Genomic DNA, 15665 nt, shown 5'->3' on the forward strand with positions numbered 1-15665 from the left:
GGCAAAGTCCCTAACCTCTGCTTATGGCCAGTACCGCACGCCCGCGCCGCAACCCCTTGTCGCTCTGGTGGCGCGGGACCGTCGTCGCTTCGGTCGATCACGCCGGGGTACTCGAAAAGGTCCGGGGCGAGGCGGCGTGGAACGGCCGCTACGTCTTCATGGTGCTGATGTCGGCCGGGATCGCGGTGCTCGGCCTGCTGCTCTCTTCCCCCGCGGTGGTGATCGGCGCGATGCTGATCTCGCCGTTGATGGGGCCGATCATCGGTCTCGGTTTCGGCCTCGCCACCTTCGACGGCGACGAGATCCGCCGCTCGGGCATGGCGCTGGCGCTGGGCACGGTGATCGCGGTCGGCTTCACCGCATTGCTGGTGCTGCTCTCGCCGCTCCAGAATGTGACGTCGGAGATTGCCGCGCGCACGCGCCCCAATCTGTTCGACCTGCTCGTCGCACTCTTCTCTGCGCTCGCCGGCGGCTATGCGATGATCCGCGGGCGCGAGGGCACCGTGGTCGGCGTCGCTATCGCCACCGCGCTGATGCCGCCGCTCGCCGTGGTCGGCTTCGGCCTCGCCACCTGGAACGGCACGGTGTTCGGCGGCGCGCTGCTGCTGTTCCTCACCAACCTCATCACCATCGCGATCTCGGCTGCGGTGATCGCGCGCCTCTATGGCTTCGGCTCATCGCTCTCACCCAAGCAGACGATGCTCCAGACGGTGCTGGTGATCGCCGCATTGGTCGCCTTCGCGATTCCGCTCGGGCTGGCGCTGCGCCAGATCGCGTGGGAGGCGACCGCCTCGCGCCAGGCGCGTGAGGTGATCGTCGGCCAGTTCGAGGCCGGTACGCGCCTCGCCCAGCTCGAGCTCGATTATGCGCACGCGCCGCTCCGCGTCAGCGCGACGGTGCTGACACGGCAATTGCGTCCGGATGCCGGGCGCACGGCAGCAGTGACGCTGGAACGGTTGTTCGGGCGCGAGGTGGACGTGGCGCTCGAACAGGTCCGCGTCGGCACGGGGGCGCAGGCAGAGGCGGCGCAGGTTGCCGCTGCGCAGATTTCACGCGTCGCGGCGGCGGATGCGGCGGTGGAACGGACCGCCGAACAGCTCGCGCTGGTGGCGGGGGTTGCGCCCGACGCGGTGCTGATCGATCGCGATGCCCGGCGCGCGGTGGTCACAGCCGCGCCGCTGCCCGGTGCCGCCATCGGGGTTTATCGCACGCTCGAAGCGCGCGTCGCCGCAAGCGCATCCGACTGGACGATCATGTTGACTCCGCCCGCCGCGGCGCTGCCCGATGTCGCGCTGCGTGAGGGCAAGCCCGATCCCGACCCGCTCGCGACCGCGATTTGGGGGGCGCAGCGGCTCAACCTGCCGATCGGCGTGTCCGGGCCGGGCGCGGCGGCGGTGGTCGAGGCGCTGACCGCAGCCGGAGTCCGCGCGAGCATCGTTGCGGGCAGCGGATCGGGCAACGCCGCACGGCTGCGCTGGCTCGCGCCGACCGTCGAGTAAGCGTCAGCCCGCTTTGGCCAGCGCGTCCGCGATCAGCTTGCGGCTGTTCTCGATGCCATAGAGCGCGATGAAGCTGCCCATGCGCGGCCCTTGCGAGCTGCCGAGCAGCGTCTCGTACAGCGCCTTGAACCAGTCGCGCAGCTCGGCGAAGTCACCGGTCTTGCCGATCTCGTAGACGATATTCTGGATATCCTCGGCGCTGGCATCCGCAGGCAAGGCAGCCAGATCGGTATCGAGCCGCTGCAGCGCCGTCACTTCGACCCTCTCGGGCGCACGGCGATTGAGCGTCGGCGCGATGAAGTCGCGGCCATAGGCCAGCGCATAGCCGATCAGCGCGTCGAGCGCCGGGTGCTTCTCCGGCGTCGCATCGGGAACATAGTTGGCGAGATAGCCCCAGACCTGCTCCTTGCTCGCCTCGCCCATCACCCCGACGAGGTTCAGGAGCAGGCCGAAGGTCACCGGCAGCGTCTCGCACGGCACGTCGCCATTATGGACATGGTGCACCGGGTTGCCGAGCTTCTGCTCGACCGGCTGGTTCGGATAATTGCCGCGGAACTGCCAGTAATCGTCCACCGCGCGCGGGATCACCCCCATGTGCAGCGCCTTGGCCTTTTTCGGCTCGCGATAGATGTAGAAAGCAAGGCTCTCGTCGGGACCATAGGTCAGCCACTGATCGAGGCTTAGGCCGTTGCCCTTGGACTTGGAGATCTTCTCGCCCTTTTCGTCGAGGAACATCTCATAGTTGAAGCCCTCGGGCGGGCGGCCGCCCATCACGCGCGCGATCTTGCTCGACTGGATCACCGAATCGATCAGGTCCTTGCCCGCCATCTCATAGTCGACGCCGAGCGCGACCCAGCGCATCGCCCAGTCGACCTTCCATTGCAGCTTGGCCTTGCCGCCGAGGATCGTCTGCTCGATGCGCTCGCCCTCATCCTCGAACGCGATCATGCCGGTTTCGGGGTCGAGAACCTCGACCGGAACCTGCAGCACGATGCCGCTCTTCGGGCTGATCGGCAGCACCGGCGAATAGGTCGCCTGACGCTCGGCACGCAGCGTCGGCAGCATCACATCCATGATGCCCTGGTAGCTGCGCAGGACCAGCTTCAGCGCGTCGTCGAAATTGCCGCCGGTATAATAGTCGGTCGAGGAGACGAACTCATAGTCGAAGCCGAACCGGTCGAGGAATTCGCGCAGCTTCGCGTTGTTGTGATGCGCGAAGCTCTCATATTTCTCGAACGGGTCGGGCACCTTGGTCAGCGGCTTGCCCAGATACTGCGCCAGCATCTCCTTGTTCGGCACATTGTCCGGCACCTTGCGCAGCCCGTCCATATCGTCGCTGAACGCGATCAGGCGCGTGGGCGTGTCAGACAGCGTCTCGAACGCGCGGCGCACCATCGTCGTACGCAGCACTTCGTTGAACGTGCCGATATGCGGCAGCCCCGACGGGCCATAGCCGGTCTCGAACAGCACCGGCGAACCGTCGGGCTTTCCATCCGGATAGCGTTTCAGCAGCTTGCGTGCTTCCTCATAGGGCCAGGCCTTGGAAGTGAGAGCAGCGTCACGGAATGCGGAGTCGGTCATGGCAAGCCGGTGCGCGATGCAGGCATGTTTTGCAAGGCTGGGCGCCCGGAAATCGGGTCATGATGCGGAAGAGGCTGGCCTTTACTCGTCGTTGTTGATAATCGCTCGCATTATGAGTCTTCCCCTGGCGCGTGCAGCGCGCAATGTACCTGCGACGGTTGCGTCGATTGACTGGAATTCGCTGGATCCGTCGGAGGCGCGTCGTCTGCGCGAATTCGGTCTGGACGAGGGGGTCGAGGTCGAGCTGGTCAAGGCGACCGGCTGGCTGGGTGGTCCTGCCGCTGTGCGGATCGGGCGGATGACCGTGGCGCTGCGGCGGCATGTCGCCGAGGCGATCCAGGTGGCGGTGCCCGCGAAATGAACCAGTCCCCGCTCGTCGCACTTGTCGGCAATCCCAATGCCGGCAAGACCGCCCTGTTCAACGCGCTCACCGGGGCGCGGCAGAAAGTCGGCAACTATCCCGGTGTCACGGTCGAGCGTCACGCCGGGCGCATGGCGCTCGACGACGGGCGTCCGGTCGAACTGGTCGATCTGCCCGGCACCTACAGCCTCGATCCATCCAGCCCCGACGAAGCGGTCACCCGCGATGTCGTGCTCGGCAAGCAGGGCGGTGAAAGGCTGCCCGATGCGCTGATCGTGGTGGCCGATGCCTCGAATATCGAAAATCATCTGCGCTTCGTGCTTCAGCTGCGTCAGCTTGGCCGGCCGATGGTGGTCGCGCTCAACATGATCGACATGGCGGCGCGTGACGGCCTGACGATCGACACCGACAAGCTCTCGGCCGAACTCGGCGTCCCCGTGGTCAGCACCGTCGCGGTGCGCAAGCGCGGGCTTGAGGATCTGCGCGCCGCGCTCGGCGGCGTGCTGGGTGGCGCCCGGCCGGCACCGCCCGAAGCGCCGGACGCCGACATCACCCATTTCCAGCGTGAGGCGCGCCGCGTCGCAAAGGTCGCGATCACCGATCAGCCGCGCGGCCGCGCCTTCACCCGCGCCGTCGACAGCGTGGTGCTGCACCCGATCGCGGGTCCGGTGATCCTCGCCACCATTATGCTCGTCATGTTCCAGGCGGTGTTCGCCTGGTCCGAAACGCCGATCGGCTGGATTGAGGGGTTCCAGGGCTGGCTGGGCGAAACCGCCGCGGCGACCCTGCCCGAAAGCTTCCTGCGCGACCTGCTGATCGAAGGGATCATCAACGGCGTCGGATCGGTGGTGGTGTTCCTGCCCCAGATCGTGATTCTGTTCCTCTTCATCCTGATCCTCGAGGCGTCGGGCTATATGGTCCGTGCGGCGCTGCTGATGGACCGGCTGATGTCCAGCGTCGGCCTGTCGGGCCGGGCGTTCATTCCGCTGCTCTCCTCCTTCGCCTGCGCGATTCCCGGCATCATGGCCGCGCGCTCGATCGACGACCCAAAGGAACGGCTGACCACGATCCTGATCGCACCGCTGATGACCTGTTCGGCGCGGCTTCCGGTCTATGCCGTCATCATCGGCGCGTTCATCCCGGCGACGACCGTCGGCTGGGGGATCGGATTGCAGGGGCTGGTGCTGTTCGGCCTCTATGTGTTCGGAATCGTCGGCGCGATCGCCGCAGCCTTTGTGCTGCGCCGTACCGCGACCAGGGGCAAGAGCAGCGGCTTCATGATGGAGCTGCCGCGCTACCAGCTTCCCGGGCTCCGCGACCTGTGGATCGGCCTGTGGCAGCGCGCCTGGCTGTTCCTGCGCCGCGCGGGCACGATCATCATGGGCGTCACCGTCGCTCTGTGGCTGCTCGCTTCCTATCCCGTCGCGCCCGAGGGCGTGAAGCAGAGCGAATATTCGGTCGCGGGCCGCATCGCCTCGGGGCTTGAGGTCGTGCTCCGGCCGATCGGCTTCAACCATGAGATGAGCCTCGCGGTGATCCCGGCGATGGCGGCGCGCGAAGTCGCGGTGTCGGCGCTGCAGACGGTCTACTCGATCGATGCCGAGACGGATGAAGAGGGCGAGGCGCTCGGTACTCAGCTTGCGGCGCGCTGGCCGCTGCCGACAGCGCTCGCCTTCCTCGCCTGGTTCGTGTTCGCGCCGCAGTGCCTGTCGACGATCGCGGTCGCGCGGCGGGAGACCAATGGCTGGAAATGGCCGACGGTGATGATCGTCTACCTGTTCGCGCTGGCCTATATCGCGGCGGGCATCACCTATTGGACGGCCAAGGCAATGGGGCTCTAGCCGCGGACGTCAGAAACCATTTTCCTACACGGGCGGCAGCTGTCATCCTTGGCGCCGCTCCTGATATCGCTTTGCGCGCCACTCGAATTGCAGGGCGCAAAGTTTAAAAATGGGCTGCGCTTCCCGCAACTTTAGTGGGGTTCAGTCGCGCTTCGACTCGTCGATCGCCCGCTCGATCCGGGCGCGTTCGGTGTCGTCGCGAACCTTCTCGGCTTTGGTCCGGCCGAACCTGGCGCGGTTCTCCACAGCCTTTGCGGCTCCGGCTGCCTTGGCTTTGGCCTTCCGGGCCTTGTTCAGGTTGATGATCTCGGCCATTCCTGCGGCAACTTTTATCGAATTCAAGGCGGAGTTGAAATGGCTGGCAGCGTCAACAAGGTGATCCTGGTCGGCAATCTCGGGCGCGATCCCGAAAGCCGGTCCTTCTCGAACGGCGGCAAGGTGGTCGAACTGCGCGTCGCCACGTCCGAAAGCTGGAAGGATCGCAATTCGGGCGAGAAGAAAGAGCGCACCGAGTGGCATACGGTGAAGCTCTTCTCCGAAGGGCTCGCCAATGTCGCCGAGCGCTATCTGCGCAAGGGGTCGAAGGTCTATCTCGAAGGCCAGCTCCAGACTCGCAAATGGCAGGACCAGTCGGGCGCCGATCGTTATTCGACCGAGATCGTGCTGCAGGGCTTCGACGCCAAGCTGGTGATGCTTGATGGTCCCGGCGGCGGACAGGGCGGTGGCGGTTCGGGCGGTGGCTCGCGCGATGACTGGGGCGGCGGCGATGCCGAATTCGCCGGCCAGTCGAGCAGCCGCGGCGGTGGTGGTGGCGGCTTCGGCGGCGGTTCGTCGGGCGGTGGCTATGGCGGCGGTAGCCGTGGCGGAAGCAGCGGCGCCGGCGCGCCTGCCGGCGGCGGCTTCCCCGACGATCTCGACGACGACGTGCCGTTCTGAGGATTTGCCGCACCAGCCCGCTCCTCGTCTGAGGCGCGGGCTGGGACAGCCTCAGTTACGCCGCGAGTGGCGGCGCCTTGCAGTGGCGGTCGATAAAGACCTCATGGCTCGGCATCGCCGCTGCGACCTCGGCATTGACCTCCTCGATGTCGTGCATGAACTCGACGATATCCTCTTCGGGGATCATGTCGACCACCGGGTCATAGGCCATCTCCATGCCCTGGCCGAGCAGCACCTGAACCCAGCTTTCCTCGCGGAACAGCTCGGCCTTGCCATGGACGAAGAAGCGAGCCGAGGCGCGGAACAGCTCGAGCCGCTCTTTCAGGCTGTCAGGCACGACCATGTTGCGGACATGCGTCCAGAACGGCGTGTCCTCGCGATTGGTGACCTTATAGTGCGCGATGATGAAGTCGCGCACATCGTCGAACTCGAAATTGTGCTGGCGGTTATACTCGGCGATGTCGGCCGCGTTGAAGCCTTGCCCCGGGAACAGCGCGACCAGCCTGAGGATGCCGGTCTGGATCAGGTGAATGCTGGTCGATTCGAGCGGCTCGAGGAAGCCCGACGACAGCCCGATCGCGACGACATTCTTGTCCCACGCCTTGTGCCTTTTCCCCGGCGCGAACCGCACCGGCCGCGGATCGGCCAGCGCCTTGCCGTCGAGATTGGCGAGCAGTGTCTCCGCCGCCGCCTCGTCACTGATATGCGCGCTCGAATAGACATGGCCGTTGCCGATGCGATGCTGAAGCGGGATCCGCCACTGCCAGCCTGATCCATGCGCCGTGGAACGCGTATAGGGCGTCAGCGGCGACACGCTCTCGCACGGTACTGCCAGCGCGCGGTCGCACGGCAGCCAGTGGTTCCAGTCCTCATATCCCACGCCAAGCGTCTGTCCGAGCAATAGCGAGCGCATCCCCGAGCAATCAACAAACAGGTCGCCTTCGACGGATCGACCGTCGGCCAGCACAACGCTCTCGACGAAGCCGTCTGCCGCGCGTTGCTTTACCTTGACGATCCGCCCCTCGATCCGCGTCACCCCCTGCGCTTCGGACCGGCCGCGCAGGAAGCGGGCGTAGAGCGACGCGTCAAAATGATAGGCATAGTCGAGATGCCCCATCGGCGATCCCGGATTGCGCGGATCGGGGAAACAGAATTTGTTCTGCCGCGCCGCAAGCGTGTTGAGCGAATAGAGATCGAAATGCTTCGCCCGGCCCATCGCGGCGAGCTTGAGCCATAGCTGGTGCGGGTGGAGCCACATCAGGTCGGTGCCGATCTTCCCGAAGCCATGGATGTAGCGGAAGCCCGGTTCGCGCCAGTTGACGAATTCGATCCCCAGCTTGAACGTCGCCTGCGTGGCGCGGATCATCTCGGTCAGGTCGATCCCGGCAAGGTGGTTGTAATCCTTGATGCCCGGAATGGTCGCTTCGCCGACGCCGATGATCCCGATCTCGTCCGATTCGATCAGCGTGATCTCGTAGCCGCGGAACAGAAGCTTGGAGAGCAAAGCCGCGGTCATCCAGCCGGCGGTGCCGCCGCCGACGATCACGACCCGGCGAATCGGCGGATTCCCATGCTCCATGCGTCCATCCCCTCATGTACCGGCTCTTGTGACCGGGCACGCTGTATAACGGGGATTGTATAGAGGGGCACTGGCGGGCGGTAAACGGTTACACGCCACCCGCCAGCGCGACGGGCGGGGTTGCCCCCGGCCCGTATCTTCAAACGCTTTTCAAGAAATGGTGCGGTCGAGAAGACTCGAACTTCCACGGGCTTTCGCCCACAACGACCTCAACGTTGCGCGTCTACCAATTCCGCCACGACCGCACTGATTTCGTCCACCGGATCAACCCGGTGGTTGGTAAGGCAGCGGCCCCTAGCAAAGGGTTGTGGGGCTTGCAACCTCCCTTTCTGCGATCTTTCTTCTGAAATGCAGCCGGGCTAAGCCCGCCGGCCCATGCGCTTACCTGAAGACATCCGCGCCGAAACACGTCGCATCCTCGCTCTGGCCTGGCCGGTGGTGATGACGGCGCTCACCTGGACGATCATGCACGTCACCGACGTTGTCGTGGTTGGTCTTGTGAGCACGCATGAAGTGGCGGCGCTCGGCGCCAGCCGGACGATCACCTTTATCGGCATCGTCGTCGCGCTGGGCTGGCTTACGGGCGTGCTGGTCTTCTCCTCGCGTGCCGACGGGGCGAAGGATCTGCCCGCGACCGGCGCAGTGCTGCGGCAGGGGCTGGTGCTGGGGTTCCTGCTCGGACTGGTCAGCGGCGGAACGCTCTTTGTGTTCGCGCTGCCGATGCTGCTGGGCGTCGGGGTCGATCCGGCGATCGCCCCGGATGCCGCGCGTGTCGTGCGAATCATGGCGTTCGGCTATCCCTTTCAGCTGCTGCTTGTCGCCGCGACCTTCTTCCTCGAAGGCGTCAGCCGCCCGAAGCGGGTGATGGTGGTCGATGTGGCGATCCTCCCGATTAACGGCGTCCTCGCCTGGGTGCTTGCGACCGGCCAGTTCGGGCTGCCGGCGATGGGCGCGACCGGTGCGGCGACGGCGACGGTGATCGCGATCCTGATCGGCGCGGTGGCGATGATCGTCGCGGCGCTCACCTTGCCGCGCGCCCATGAGCGCGGGGTGCGCGACTGGCGTGACTTCGGATCGCCGGCGATGTGGCGTGGTGTGTGGGCGCTGTTGGGCTTCGGCTTCGTGCCCGCAATCGCGTCGGGGCTGGAACTGGCTGGCTTCTCGATCCTGATCGCGCTCTCGACCCAGCTGGGGGAGACGGTGACCCACGCCTTCCAGATCGTCTTCTCGGTCCACAACGTCACCTTCGCCTTCGCACTCGGCCTCGGTTCCGCGGCGGGCGTGCGTGCGGGCAATGCGGTGGGTGAGGGTGATCCTGCGCAGGCGGGGCCGCGCACCGCGATCGCTGCTGGACTTGCCGCGATCGTCCTCGGGCTGCTCGCGCTGCCGCTGGTCTTCGCCCCGATGCTGATCGCCGGCAGCTTCCCCGCCAGTGCTGCGGTCGCCGCCGCCGCGGTGGTGATGCTGCCGCTCTGGGGGCCGTTCATCCTGTTCGACGGGCTCCAGGTCGTCTTCATGTACGCGCTGCGTTCGCTCGGCGATCAGGTCGTGGCGGGGTTCAACGGCATCGTCGCCTTCTTCCTGCTCACCGGGGGCATCGGGCTATGGACGGTCCATGCCGGCTGGGGCGCGAAGGGTCTCGTCGCGGCGTCGGCCTCGGGAATGGTCGCGGCGGCGCTGCTCAACGGTGGCCGGCTATGGTGGGTTACTCGGCGGCTTCGCCCGAAAAGCTGAGCTGGATCGTCTTGCCGGTCGCCGGCACGTCGAGTTTGCCGCTGTTGAATTCCAGGCTCCCGCCGGGCGGCAGCGCGCGCGGCTCGGGGGTGATCGTCCAGTTATAGACGACCGCATTGTTGCCGTCGCGCAGCTCGGCCAGGATGTTAGGCACCCGCTGGCGTTCCTTCGTCGGATTGATCACTTGCCCGCTCACGACGAACAGCTCGCCACCGTTGAGCCGCGGTTTGCGGTCGACCAGCTGGTTGGCAAAGACCAGCGATGTCTTTGCCTCGCCGCCCGGCAGCCCGAGCTGAGAGGCGATGCCCGGCGCGCCGAGCCACAGGATCGCGCCTGCGCCCGCCGACAACGAAAGCCCGATGATCAGCGCCGCCGCGGTCCAGCGCCGCTCCGGATTCTTGCGCGGTTTGAACGGCGGCTCGTGCGCGAAGGGATCGAAGTCGCGGTCCGGTTCGGCTGCTCTGGCCGGAGCCGGGGGCGGAGGGGGCGGGGCCGAATAGGCGTCGGCGCGGATGACGTCGGGGGCCGGTTTCGCCACCGGCGCGTTTGCGGGGAGCTGGTGCCAGCTATGCCGGCAGCTCGCGCAACGCACGGTGCGTCCTTCGGCCCCGATCGCACTGTCGGGAACCAGATAGCGGGTGCGGCACTCGGGGCATTCCAGGATCATCGCGGCACGTCTTGCTCAGGTACTGGGCGCGGAGATCGCCAATCCCGAATCTAAACACCCGTCGAGTCGGCTTGGCAAGGGGCAAGGGCAAGGATGGGAGGTCGAGTGCCACCGCTTGAGCCGGCTTCGCGCCTGTGCGATGGCTGGGGCCTTCGGGGCAGTTATTTTTTCAGGAGCGGCCGGGCGCCGGCATGGCGAATATCGTTCAATTCGAGAATGTCGGTCTGCGCTACGGAACCGGAGCGGAGACGTTGAGCGACGTCAGCTTCACGCTCAGCGCCGGTTCCTTCTATTTCGTCACCGGCGCATCGGGTGCAGGCAAGACCTCGCTGCTCAAACTGCTCTACCTCGCTCAACGGCCGACGCGCGGCATCGTGCGGCTGTTCGGCGAGGACGCGGGTGCCTTGCCGCGGAAACGTCTTCCGGGCTTTCGGCGCCGCATCGGCGTTGTGTTTCAGGATTTCCGTCTGCTCCCGCACCTTTCCGCCTATGACAATGTCGCGCTGCCATTGCGTGTCGCCGGTATTCCGGAGGCAGATGTCGATGGGCCGGTGCGTGAAATGATCGCCTGGGTCGGCCTCAAGGATCGCGACACCGCCAAGCCGCCCACGCTGTCGGGCGGCGAGCAACAGCGGATCGCGATTGCCCGCGCCGTCATCACCCGGCCCGAGATCCTGATCGCGGATGAGCCGACCGGCAACGTCGATCCCGACATGGCCGAACGGCTGCTGCACCTGTTCGAGTCCCTGAACCGGCTCGGCACCACAGTGGTCGTCGCGACGCACGACTTCCAGCTGATCAGTCGAATTCCCGACGCGCGGATGATGCGGATCGAGAAAGGGCGGCTGAACGATCCCACCGGATCGCTGCGCTATCCTCCCGGAATGGCCCCGGCATGAACCCGCTGATGCGCGACAAGCCCGAACGCCGCCTGCTCGACGAAAGCCGGCGTACCCGCGGGATGCTGTGGGTGATGGCGATCATGCTGTTCCTCACAGTGCTCGCCGCGGCGCTGGGGCTGGGGATGGCGGGCGCGAGCCGCACACTCGACCGCCAGCTCGCCGGGCGGCTCACCATCCAGCTGGTCGAAGGCGACGCCGCAAGACGCGATGCTTCTGCGAAAGCGATCGTGCAGCGCGTCCGTATGCTCCCTGGCGTGACCCGGGTCGCGGAGGTCGATCGCGCACGACTTGCCGAACTGCTCGCGCCATGGCTGGGCGAAGCCGGACTCGATGCCGATCTGCCGATGCCCGCGATGATCGACGTCGATCTTGCTTCGGGCGACACTGCGGCGATCGAGCGTGTCCGCGCAGCCGCGCGCGCCATCGTGCCCGCGGTGCAGATCGATCGCCACGCGCAATGGCTCTCGCCGGTCAGTGCGTTTCTCGACACGCTCACCTGGTTTGCGGTGGCGCTTGTCATCCTGATGGCGACCGCAACGGCGATCGTCGTGCTGCTCACCGCACGGGGCGGGCTCGATTCGCATCGCGACACCATCGCGGTGCTTCACATTCTCGGTTCGACCGACATGCAGGTCGCGCGGCTGTTCCAGCGGAGGATTGCGCTCGACACGCTGCTCGGCGGACTGCTCGGCACGGCCGCCGCGCTCGGCATGGTCTGGTTGCTCGGCCAGCAGGCGGCGGGGCTGGGGTCGGAGCTGCTCGGCGGGGTCGCCCTCGCCCCGCTTGACTGGCTGCTGTTATTGCTTCTTCCCGTCGTCTTCGCGCTGATGGCGCTGCTCGCCGCGCGGGTCGCGGTGCTCGGCGCGCTGGGGAAGACGCTGTGATGAAACTGGTCTGGCGGATCCTCGCGCTGCTCATCATCGCCTGGGCGCTGGGCTTTGCCCTGTTCATGCTCTCGCTGGGCAAGCCGCTTGATCCCGGGGTGAAGACCGACGCGGTCGTTGTACCCACCGGCGGCGCGGGGCGGATCCCGCGCGGAATCGCCCTGCTTCAGGCGGGTTCGGCCAGACGGATGCTGATCACCGGGACCGATCCTGCCGTGCGCCCGATCGAGCTTGCGGTCGCACACCGCGCGCCGCCCGCGCTGTTCCGCTGCTGCATCGATCTGGGGCATGAGGCGGTGGATACCCGCTCCAATGCGGACGAGACCGCGGCATGGGTGCGCAAGCATGGCTATAAATCGGTGCGGCTCGTCACTGCCGACTGGCACGTGCCGCGCGCCAGGCTCGAACTCGGCAATGCGCTGGGCGGCGAGGTCGAGATCGTCGGCGACGGAGTGCGCACCAACGCCCGCTTCACGATGCTGCTGCGCGAGTATCACAAATATCTGGTCCGCCGGATCGCGCTGTTGTTCGGGGTCGGCAATGGCTGACCGGTTGCGCAACATCGCCTTTGCGTTCGTCTTTTACGGACTGTCGGTGCCGATCGTGCTTGCCACGCCGATCGCTGCGCTGTTGGGCACCCGCATCTTGCGCAGCGTCTGCATGAGCTGGGCAAGGCTCGGCGTGTGGTCGGCGCGCAATATTCTGGGCATCCGCATTGCCGTCGAGGGCCAGCCTGCTGCCGGTCCGGCGCTCTATCCCGTCAAGCATCAGGCGATGTTCGAGACGATGGCGGTCGCGGTGCTGCTCGGCGCCCCGGCGATCGTGATGAAGCGCGAACTGGCACGGATCCCCTTCTGGGGCTGGGCTGCGCGGCGTTATGGCGTGATCGTCGTCGATCGTGCCGCCAATGCCGCGGCGTTACGCCAGATGATGCGCGAAGCGAAGGCGGCGAAGGCAGAGGGCCGGTCGGTGCTGATCTTCCCCGAAGGGACCCGTGTCGCGCCGGGTGAGGCGCCGCCCATCCTTTCGGGCTTTGCCGGACTCTATCGCGCGCTGGGTCTTCCGGTCGTACCGGTGGCGCTCGACAGCGGGCGCCTGTGGCCGCGGCACGGGCTCAAGCGGCCCGGCATCGTCACCTTCCGCTTCGGCGCACCGATCGCGCCGGGGCTTGAGCGCGACGACGTCGAAGCGCAGGTGCATCGGGGAATCAACGCGCTCGAGCCCTGAGGCGGGCCGGAACTCAAGGGAGACGGATGATGATCGGTTTGCTTAAGCTTCCCGTCCTGATCGCCGCGATCGGCGCCTTTATCATCGGCGGTGTGTTCTACGGCTTCTCGACCTTCATCATGCAGGCGCTTGCCCGCGTGCCGGGGCCGGAGGGCATTCGTGCGATGCAGGCGATCAACATCACCGTCATCAACCCGTTCTTCCTCGTTGCCTTTATCGGCACCGCGTTGTTGCTGCTCGGGCTGGCGATCGTTGCCGGGCTCAATTTCGGACAGCCCGGCGCGACGTATGTGCTTGCTGGCGCAGGCCTCTATGTCATCGGCTGCTTCGCGGTGACGATGGTGTGCAACGTCCCGCTCAACAACGCGCTCGCTGCCGTCGATGCGTCGAGCGCGGAGGGCGCGGCACTCTGGGCGCGCTTTCTGCGTGACTGGGTGTTCTGGAACCATGTCCGCACCGCTGCTTCGCTTGTCGGAGCGGTTGTGCTGGTACTCGGCTGGAGCCAGTCGCGCTAGCGGACCGGCATCGCGCCCGGTTCAATCGACTGCGCTGCGGTTCCCCACCTTCAGGCTCTCCGCCAGCAGGCCATTGGCCTCGGCGATGAACTGACGGGTGATTTCCCCGGCATAGGGGTTGAGGTTCTGGATCGCGAAGAACAGCTCCTTGCTGTCGTCGCGGATCAGCCCGCACAGCTCCAGCAGATGCTGGTAGCTGTTGGTCTTCAGCTCCTCGTCGGGGATACGGATGTTGACCAGCGCGCGCCCGATCAAATGCGTCAGCGCCTGGACATAGGCCATCTCGCGGTCATGTTCTTCGGCGGTGGTGATCGAGACCGCAAGGCCGAGGCTGCGCCCGAATTCGGCGACCTTGTGATGCCGTTCGCCGCGCACCGCGCAGACGACCAAAGGCTGCCCCTCGAGCCCGTTGCGCGCGCTCTGCGGGCCGAACAGCGGATGGGTTGCGACGATATCGACGCTTTCGGGCAGCGCCTCGAGCATCCAGCGTGCGGGCAGCATCTTGACCGACGCGACGTCGAGCACCAGCGCGCCGGGCCGCACCAGCGGCGCGATCGCCGTGATCGTGGCGGCCATCGCCTGCACCGGCACCGCGAGCATCACCACGTCGCAACCCGCTGCATCCGCGAGTGTGCCGGTCGCGACTCCGATCGACGCCGCAGCCTCGTCGATATCCGCCATATCGGTCACGACGACGGCGAAATGGTCGCGCAGATGCTTCGCCGCGAGCTGCCCGAAGCGGCCGAAGCCGATGATCCCGAAACGCTTCATCCCGCGGTTGCGGAACGCTGCGTCTCCGCCACCAGCCTTTCGAGGATCGCGGCAACGGCGCGCGTCTCGTCCTCGGTGCCGATGGTAATGCGCAGGCCATGGGGCAGGCCCTGGCCGGGCAGCCAGCGGACGATATAGCCTTCGTCCATCAGTCCCTTATAGGCCGCCTCGGCGGTCAGCGCGCCTTCGAACAGGACCAGCACGAAGTTCGCCTGGCTCGGCACCGCGCGAAGGCCGGCATTGCCGAGCTTGGTGATCGCGTCGGCGAACCAGCGGCGCCACTGCGCATTGTGGCTGCGCGTGCGTTCGACGAATTCATTGTCGTGCAGCGCTGCGATCGCTGCGGCAGTGCCCGCGATGGTGATGCTGAAGGGCAGGCGGATGCGGTGCATCGCCTCGATCAGCTCGGGCGAGCCATAGCCCCAGCCGATCCGCTCGGCGGCAAGGCCGTAAAGCTTGGAGAAGGTGCGCGTCACCAGCACATTGGACTGGGTCTTCGCCAGTTCCATGCCGCCATCGTCGATCTCGCCCTCGATATACTCGGCATAGGCATGGTCGAGCACCAGCAGGATGTCGGGGCGCAGGCCCGCGTGCAGCCGCGCAATCTCTTCGCGGCTGGCATAGGTGCCGGTCGGGTTGTTGGGGTTGGCGACGAACACGATCCGCGTGCGTTCGGTCACGCTGGCGAGGATCGCATCGACATCGGTCGCATAATCGGCATCGGCGGCGACCACCGGGGTCGCGCCGACCCGCTTTGTCGCGATCGGGTAAACCGTGAAACCGTAATTGACGTAGATGATCTCGTCGCCCGGCCCGGCGAACGCGCCCGCGGCGAGGTGAAGCACCTCGTCCGATCCGTTGCCATAGATGATCCGATCGGGGTCGAGTCCGTGCAACGCGCCAAGCGCCTCCCGCAGTTCGACCGCGCTGGCATCAGGATAGCGTTCAAGGCTGTTCGCGGCGGTCGCGAACGCCGCACGCGCTTTGTCCGATGTGCCGAGCGGATTCTCGTTGGACGAGAGCTTGATCGCCTTGCGGCCGTCGTCGGTCTTGGACTTGCCCGGCACATAGGGGGCAATGTCCATGATCCATGGCTTGGGCTGCGGCTTGCTGACGGTTGCGTTCATGGCGCGCGCGATGGCCGAAGCGGGTAAGAATGGCAAGGTTT

At 66.3% G+C, this 15665-nt stretch carries 16 protein-coding genes and 1 tRNA gene; 10 read left to right on the forward strand and 7 right to left on the reverse strand.

Going from position 1 to position 15665, the window contains the following annotated elements; genetic code table 11:
- Positions 1-23: 23 nt before the first annotated feature.
- Positions 24-1499 carry a DUF389 domain-containing protein gene (locus tag AC07NK_RS03060; RefSeq protein WP_495169089.1) on the forward strand — a complete coding sequence of 492 codons (1476 nt, stop codon included), beginning with the start codon at positions 24-26 and terminating at the stop codon, positions 1497-1499.
- A gap of 3 nt (positions 1500-1502) precedes the next feature.
- Here the strand turns inward: AC07NK_RS03060 and AC07NK_RS03065 are convergent, their stop codons facing one another.
- Entirely contained in the window at positions 1503-3080 is a 1578-nt protein-coding gene (locus tag AC07NK_RS03065) for a lysine--tRNA ligase (protein ID WP_495169090.1), read from the reverse strand.
- A 112-nt stretch (positions 3081-3192) separates the two neighbouring features.
- Between AC07NK_RS03065 and AC07NK_RS03070 the strand changes: the two genes are divergently transcribed.
- Together AC07NK_RS03070 and feoB are read left to right on the forward strand one after the other, a co-directional pair.
- Positions 3193-3441, forward strand: coding sequence for a FeoA family protein (locus tag AC07NK_RS03070; RefSeq protein ID WP_495169091.1), 249 nt, complete (start codon positions 3193-3195; stop codon positions 3439-3441).
- Entirely contained in the window at positions 3438-5282 is a 1845-nt protein-coding gene (gene feoB / locus AC07NK_RS03075; RefSeq protein WP_495169092.1) for a ferrous iron transporter B, read from the forward strand. Before AC07NK_RS03070 ends, feoB begins: the two co-directional genes overlap by 4 nt.
- Positions 5283-5423: 141 nt before the next feature.
- Here the strand turns inward: feoB and AC07NK_RS03080 are convergent, their stop codons facing one another.
- Entirely contained in the window at positions 5424-5597 is a 174-nt protein-coding gene (locus AC07NK_RS03080) for a DUF4169 family protein (RefSeq protein ID WP_495169093.1), read from the reverse strand.
- 39 nt (positions 5598-5636) lie between these two features.
- Here AC07NK_RS03080 and ssb point away from each other — a divergent pair, with 39 nt between their 5' ends.
- Positions 5637-6218 carry a single-stranded DNA-binding protein gene (gene ssb, locus AC07NK_RS03085; protein WP_495169094.1) on the forward strand — a complete coding sequence of 194 codons (582 nt, stop codon included), beginning with the start codon at positions 5637-5639 and terminating at the stop codon, positions 6216-6218.
- 55 nt (positions 6219-6273) lie between these two features.
- Here ssb and AC07NK_RS03090 read toward each other — a convergent pair whose 3' ends face one another.
- Positions 6274-7797, reverse strand: a complete 1524-nt coding sequence (locus tag AC07NK_RS03090) for a tryptophan halogenase family protein (protein ID WP_495169095.1) — start codon at positions 7795-7797, stop codon at positions 6274-6276.
- 158 nt (positions 7798-7955) lie between these two features.
- Positions 7956-8042: transfer RNA gene (locus AC07NK_RS03095), tRNA-Leu, on the reverse strand.
- Between the two features lie 130 nt (positions 8043-8172).
- Here AC07NK_RS03095 and AC07NK_RS03100 point away from each other — a divergent pair.
- Positions 8173-9531, forward strand: a complete 1359-nt coding sequence (locus AC07NK_RS03100) for an MATE family efflux transporter (RefSeq protein ID WP_495169096.1) — start codon at positions 8173-8175, stop codon at positions 9529-9531.
- On the opposite strand, the gene AC07NK_RS03105 is transcribed toward AC07NK_RS03100, so the two are convergent.
- Positions 9503-10198 carry a zinc-ribbon domain-containing protein gene (locus AC07NK_RS03105; RefSeq protein ID WP_495169097.1) on the reverse strand — a complete coding sequence of 232 codons (696 nt, stop codon included), beginning with the start codon at positions 10196-10198 and terminating at the stop codon, positions 9503-9505. The genes AC07NK_RS03100 and AC07NK_RS03105 overlap by 29 nt on opposite strands.
- Positions 10199-10389: 191 nt before the next feature.
- Here AC07NK_RS03105 and ftsE point away from each other — a divergent pair, with 191 nt between their 5' ends.
- From ftsE to AC07NK_RS03130, 5 genes are read left to right on the forward strand one after another with little or no spacing between them, the layout of a single operon-like run.
- Positions 10390-11097, forward strand: a complete 708-nt coding sequence (ftsE, locus tag AC07NK_RS03110) for a cell division ATP-binding protein FtsE (RefSeq protein WP_495169098.1) — start codon at positions 10390-10392, stop codon at positions 11095-11097.
- Positions 11094-11984 (forward strand): cell division protein FtsX, encoded by an 891-nt coding sequence (locus tag AC07NK_RS03115; RefSeq protein ID WP_495169099.1) that lies wholly within the window; start codon positions 11094-11096, stop codon positions 11982-11984. The genes ftsE and AC07NK_RS03115 overlap by 4 nt, the downstream gene beginning before the upstream one ends.
- Positions 11985-11989: 5 nt before the next feature.
- Complete coding sequence (locus AC07NK_RS03120) at positions 11990-12532, forward strand: YdcF family protein (RefSeq protein ID WP_495169622.1); 543 nt, start codon at positions 11990-11992, stop codon at positions 12530-12532.
- A complete protein-coding gene (locus AC07NK_RS03125; protein WP_495169100.1) occupies positions 12525-13211 on the forward strand; it encodes a lysophospholipid acyltransferase family protein in 687 nt (228 codons plus the stop codon). Before AC07NK_RS03120 ends, AC07NK_RS03125 begins: the two co-directional genes overlap by 8 nt.
- 29 nt (positions 13212-13240) lie before the next feature.
- Positions 13241-13726, forward strand: a complete 486-nt coding sequence (locus AC07NK_RS03130; protein ID WP_495169101.1) for an anthrone oxygenase family protein — start codon at positions 13241-13243, stop codon at positions 13724-13726.
- Between the two features lie 21 nt (positions 13727-13747).
- Here AC07NK_RS03130 and AC07NK_RS03135 read toward each other — a convergent pair whose 3' ends face one another.
- A complete protein-coding gene (locus AC07NK_RS03135; RefSeq protein ID WP_495169102.1) occupies positions 13748-14497 on the reverse strand; it encodes a prephenate dehydrogenase/arogenate dehydrogenase family protein in 750 nt (249 codons plus the stop codon).
- A complete protein-coding gene (hisC, locus tag AC07NK_RS03140) occupies positions 14494-15624 on the reverse strand; it encodes a histidinol-phosphate transaminase (protein ID WP_495169103.1) in 1131 nt (376 codons plus the stop codon). The genes AC07NK_RS03135 and hisC overlap by 4 nt, the downstream gene beginning before the upstream one ends.
- Between the last annotated feature and the right edge of the window lie 41 nt (positions 15625-15665).

The organism is Sphingomonas sp. GW821-FHT09B04 (assembly GCF_059418285.1).

Excerpts from the sequence above, each read along its gene's own strand:
- AC07NK_RS03060 (WP_495169089.1), top strand. The coding sequence starts at position 24 with ATGGCCAGTACCGCACGCCCGCGCCGCAACCCCTTGTCGCTCTGGTGG.
- AC07NK_RS03065 (WP_495169090.1), bottom strand. The coding sequence starts at position 3,080 with ATGACCGACTCCGCATTCCGTGACGCTGCTCTCACTTCCAAGGCCTGG.
- AC07NK_RS03070 (WP_495169091.1), top strand. The coding sequence starts at position 3,193 with ATGAGTCTTCCCCTGGCGCGTGCAGCGCGCAATGTACCTGCGACGGTT.
- feoB (WP_495169092.1), top strand. The coding sequence starts at position 3,438 with ATGAACCAGTCCCCGCTCGTCGCACTTGTCGGCAATCCCAATGCCGGC.
- AC07NK_RS03080 (WP_495169093.1), bottom strand. The coding sequence starts at position 5,597 with ATGGCCGAGATCATCAACCTGAACAAGGCCCGGAAGGCCAAAGCCAAG.
- ssb (WP_495169094.1), top strand. The coding sequence starts at position 5,637 with ATGGCTGGCAGCGTCAACAAGGTGATCCTGGTCGGCAATCTCGGGCGC.
- AC07NK_RS03090 (WP_495169095.1), bottom strand. The coding sequence starts at position 7,797 with ATGGAGCATGGGAATCCGCCGATTCGCCGGGTCGTGATCGTCGGCGGC.
- AC07NK_RS03100 (WP_495169096.1), top strand. The coding sequence starts at position 8,173 with ATGCGCTTACCTGAAGACATCCGCGCCGAAACACGTCGCATCCTCGCT.
- AC07NK_RS03105 (WP_495169097.1), bottom strand. The coding sequence starts at position 10,198 with ATGATCCTGGAATGCCCCGAGTGCCGCACCCGCTATCTGGTTCCCGAC.
- ftsE (WP_495169098.1), top strand. The coding sequence starts at position 10,390 with ATGGCGAATATCGTTCAATTCGAGAATGTCGGTCTGCGCTACGGAACC.
- AC07NK_RS03115 (WP_495169099.1), top strand. The coding sequence starts at position 11,094 with ATGAACCCGCTGATGCGCGACAAGCCCGAACGCCGCCTGCTCGACGAA.
- AC07NK_RS03125 (WP_495169100.1), top strand. The coding sequence starts at position 12,525 with ATGGCTGACCGGTTGCGCAACATCGCCTTTGCGTTCGTCTTTTACGGA.
- AC07NK_RS03130 (WP_495169101.1), top strand. The coding sequence starts at position 13,241 with ATGATCGGTTTGCTTAAGCTTCCCGTCCTGATCGCCGCGATCGGCGCC.
- AC07NK_RS03135 (WP_495169102.1), bottom strand. The coding sequence starts at position 14,497 with ATGAAGCGTTTCGGGATCATCGGCTTCGGCCGCTTCGGGCAGCTCGCG.
- hisC (WP_495169103.1), bottom strand. The coding sequence starts at position 15,624 with ATGAACGCAACCGTCAGCAAGCCGCAGCCCAAGCCATGGATCATGGAC.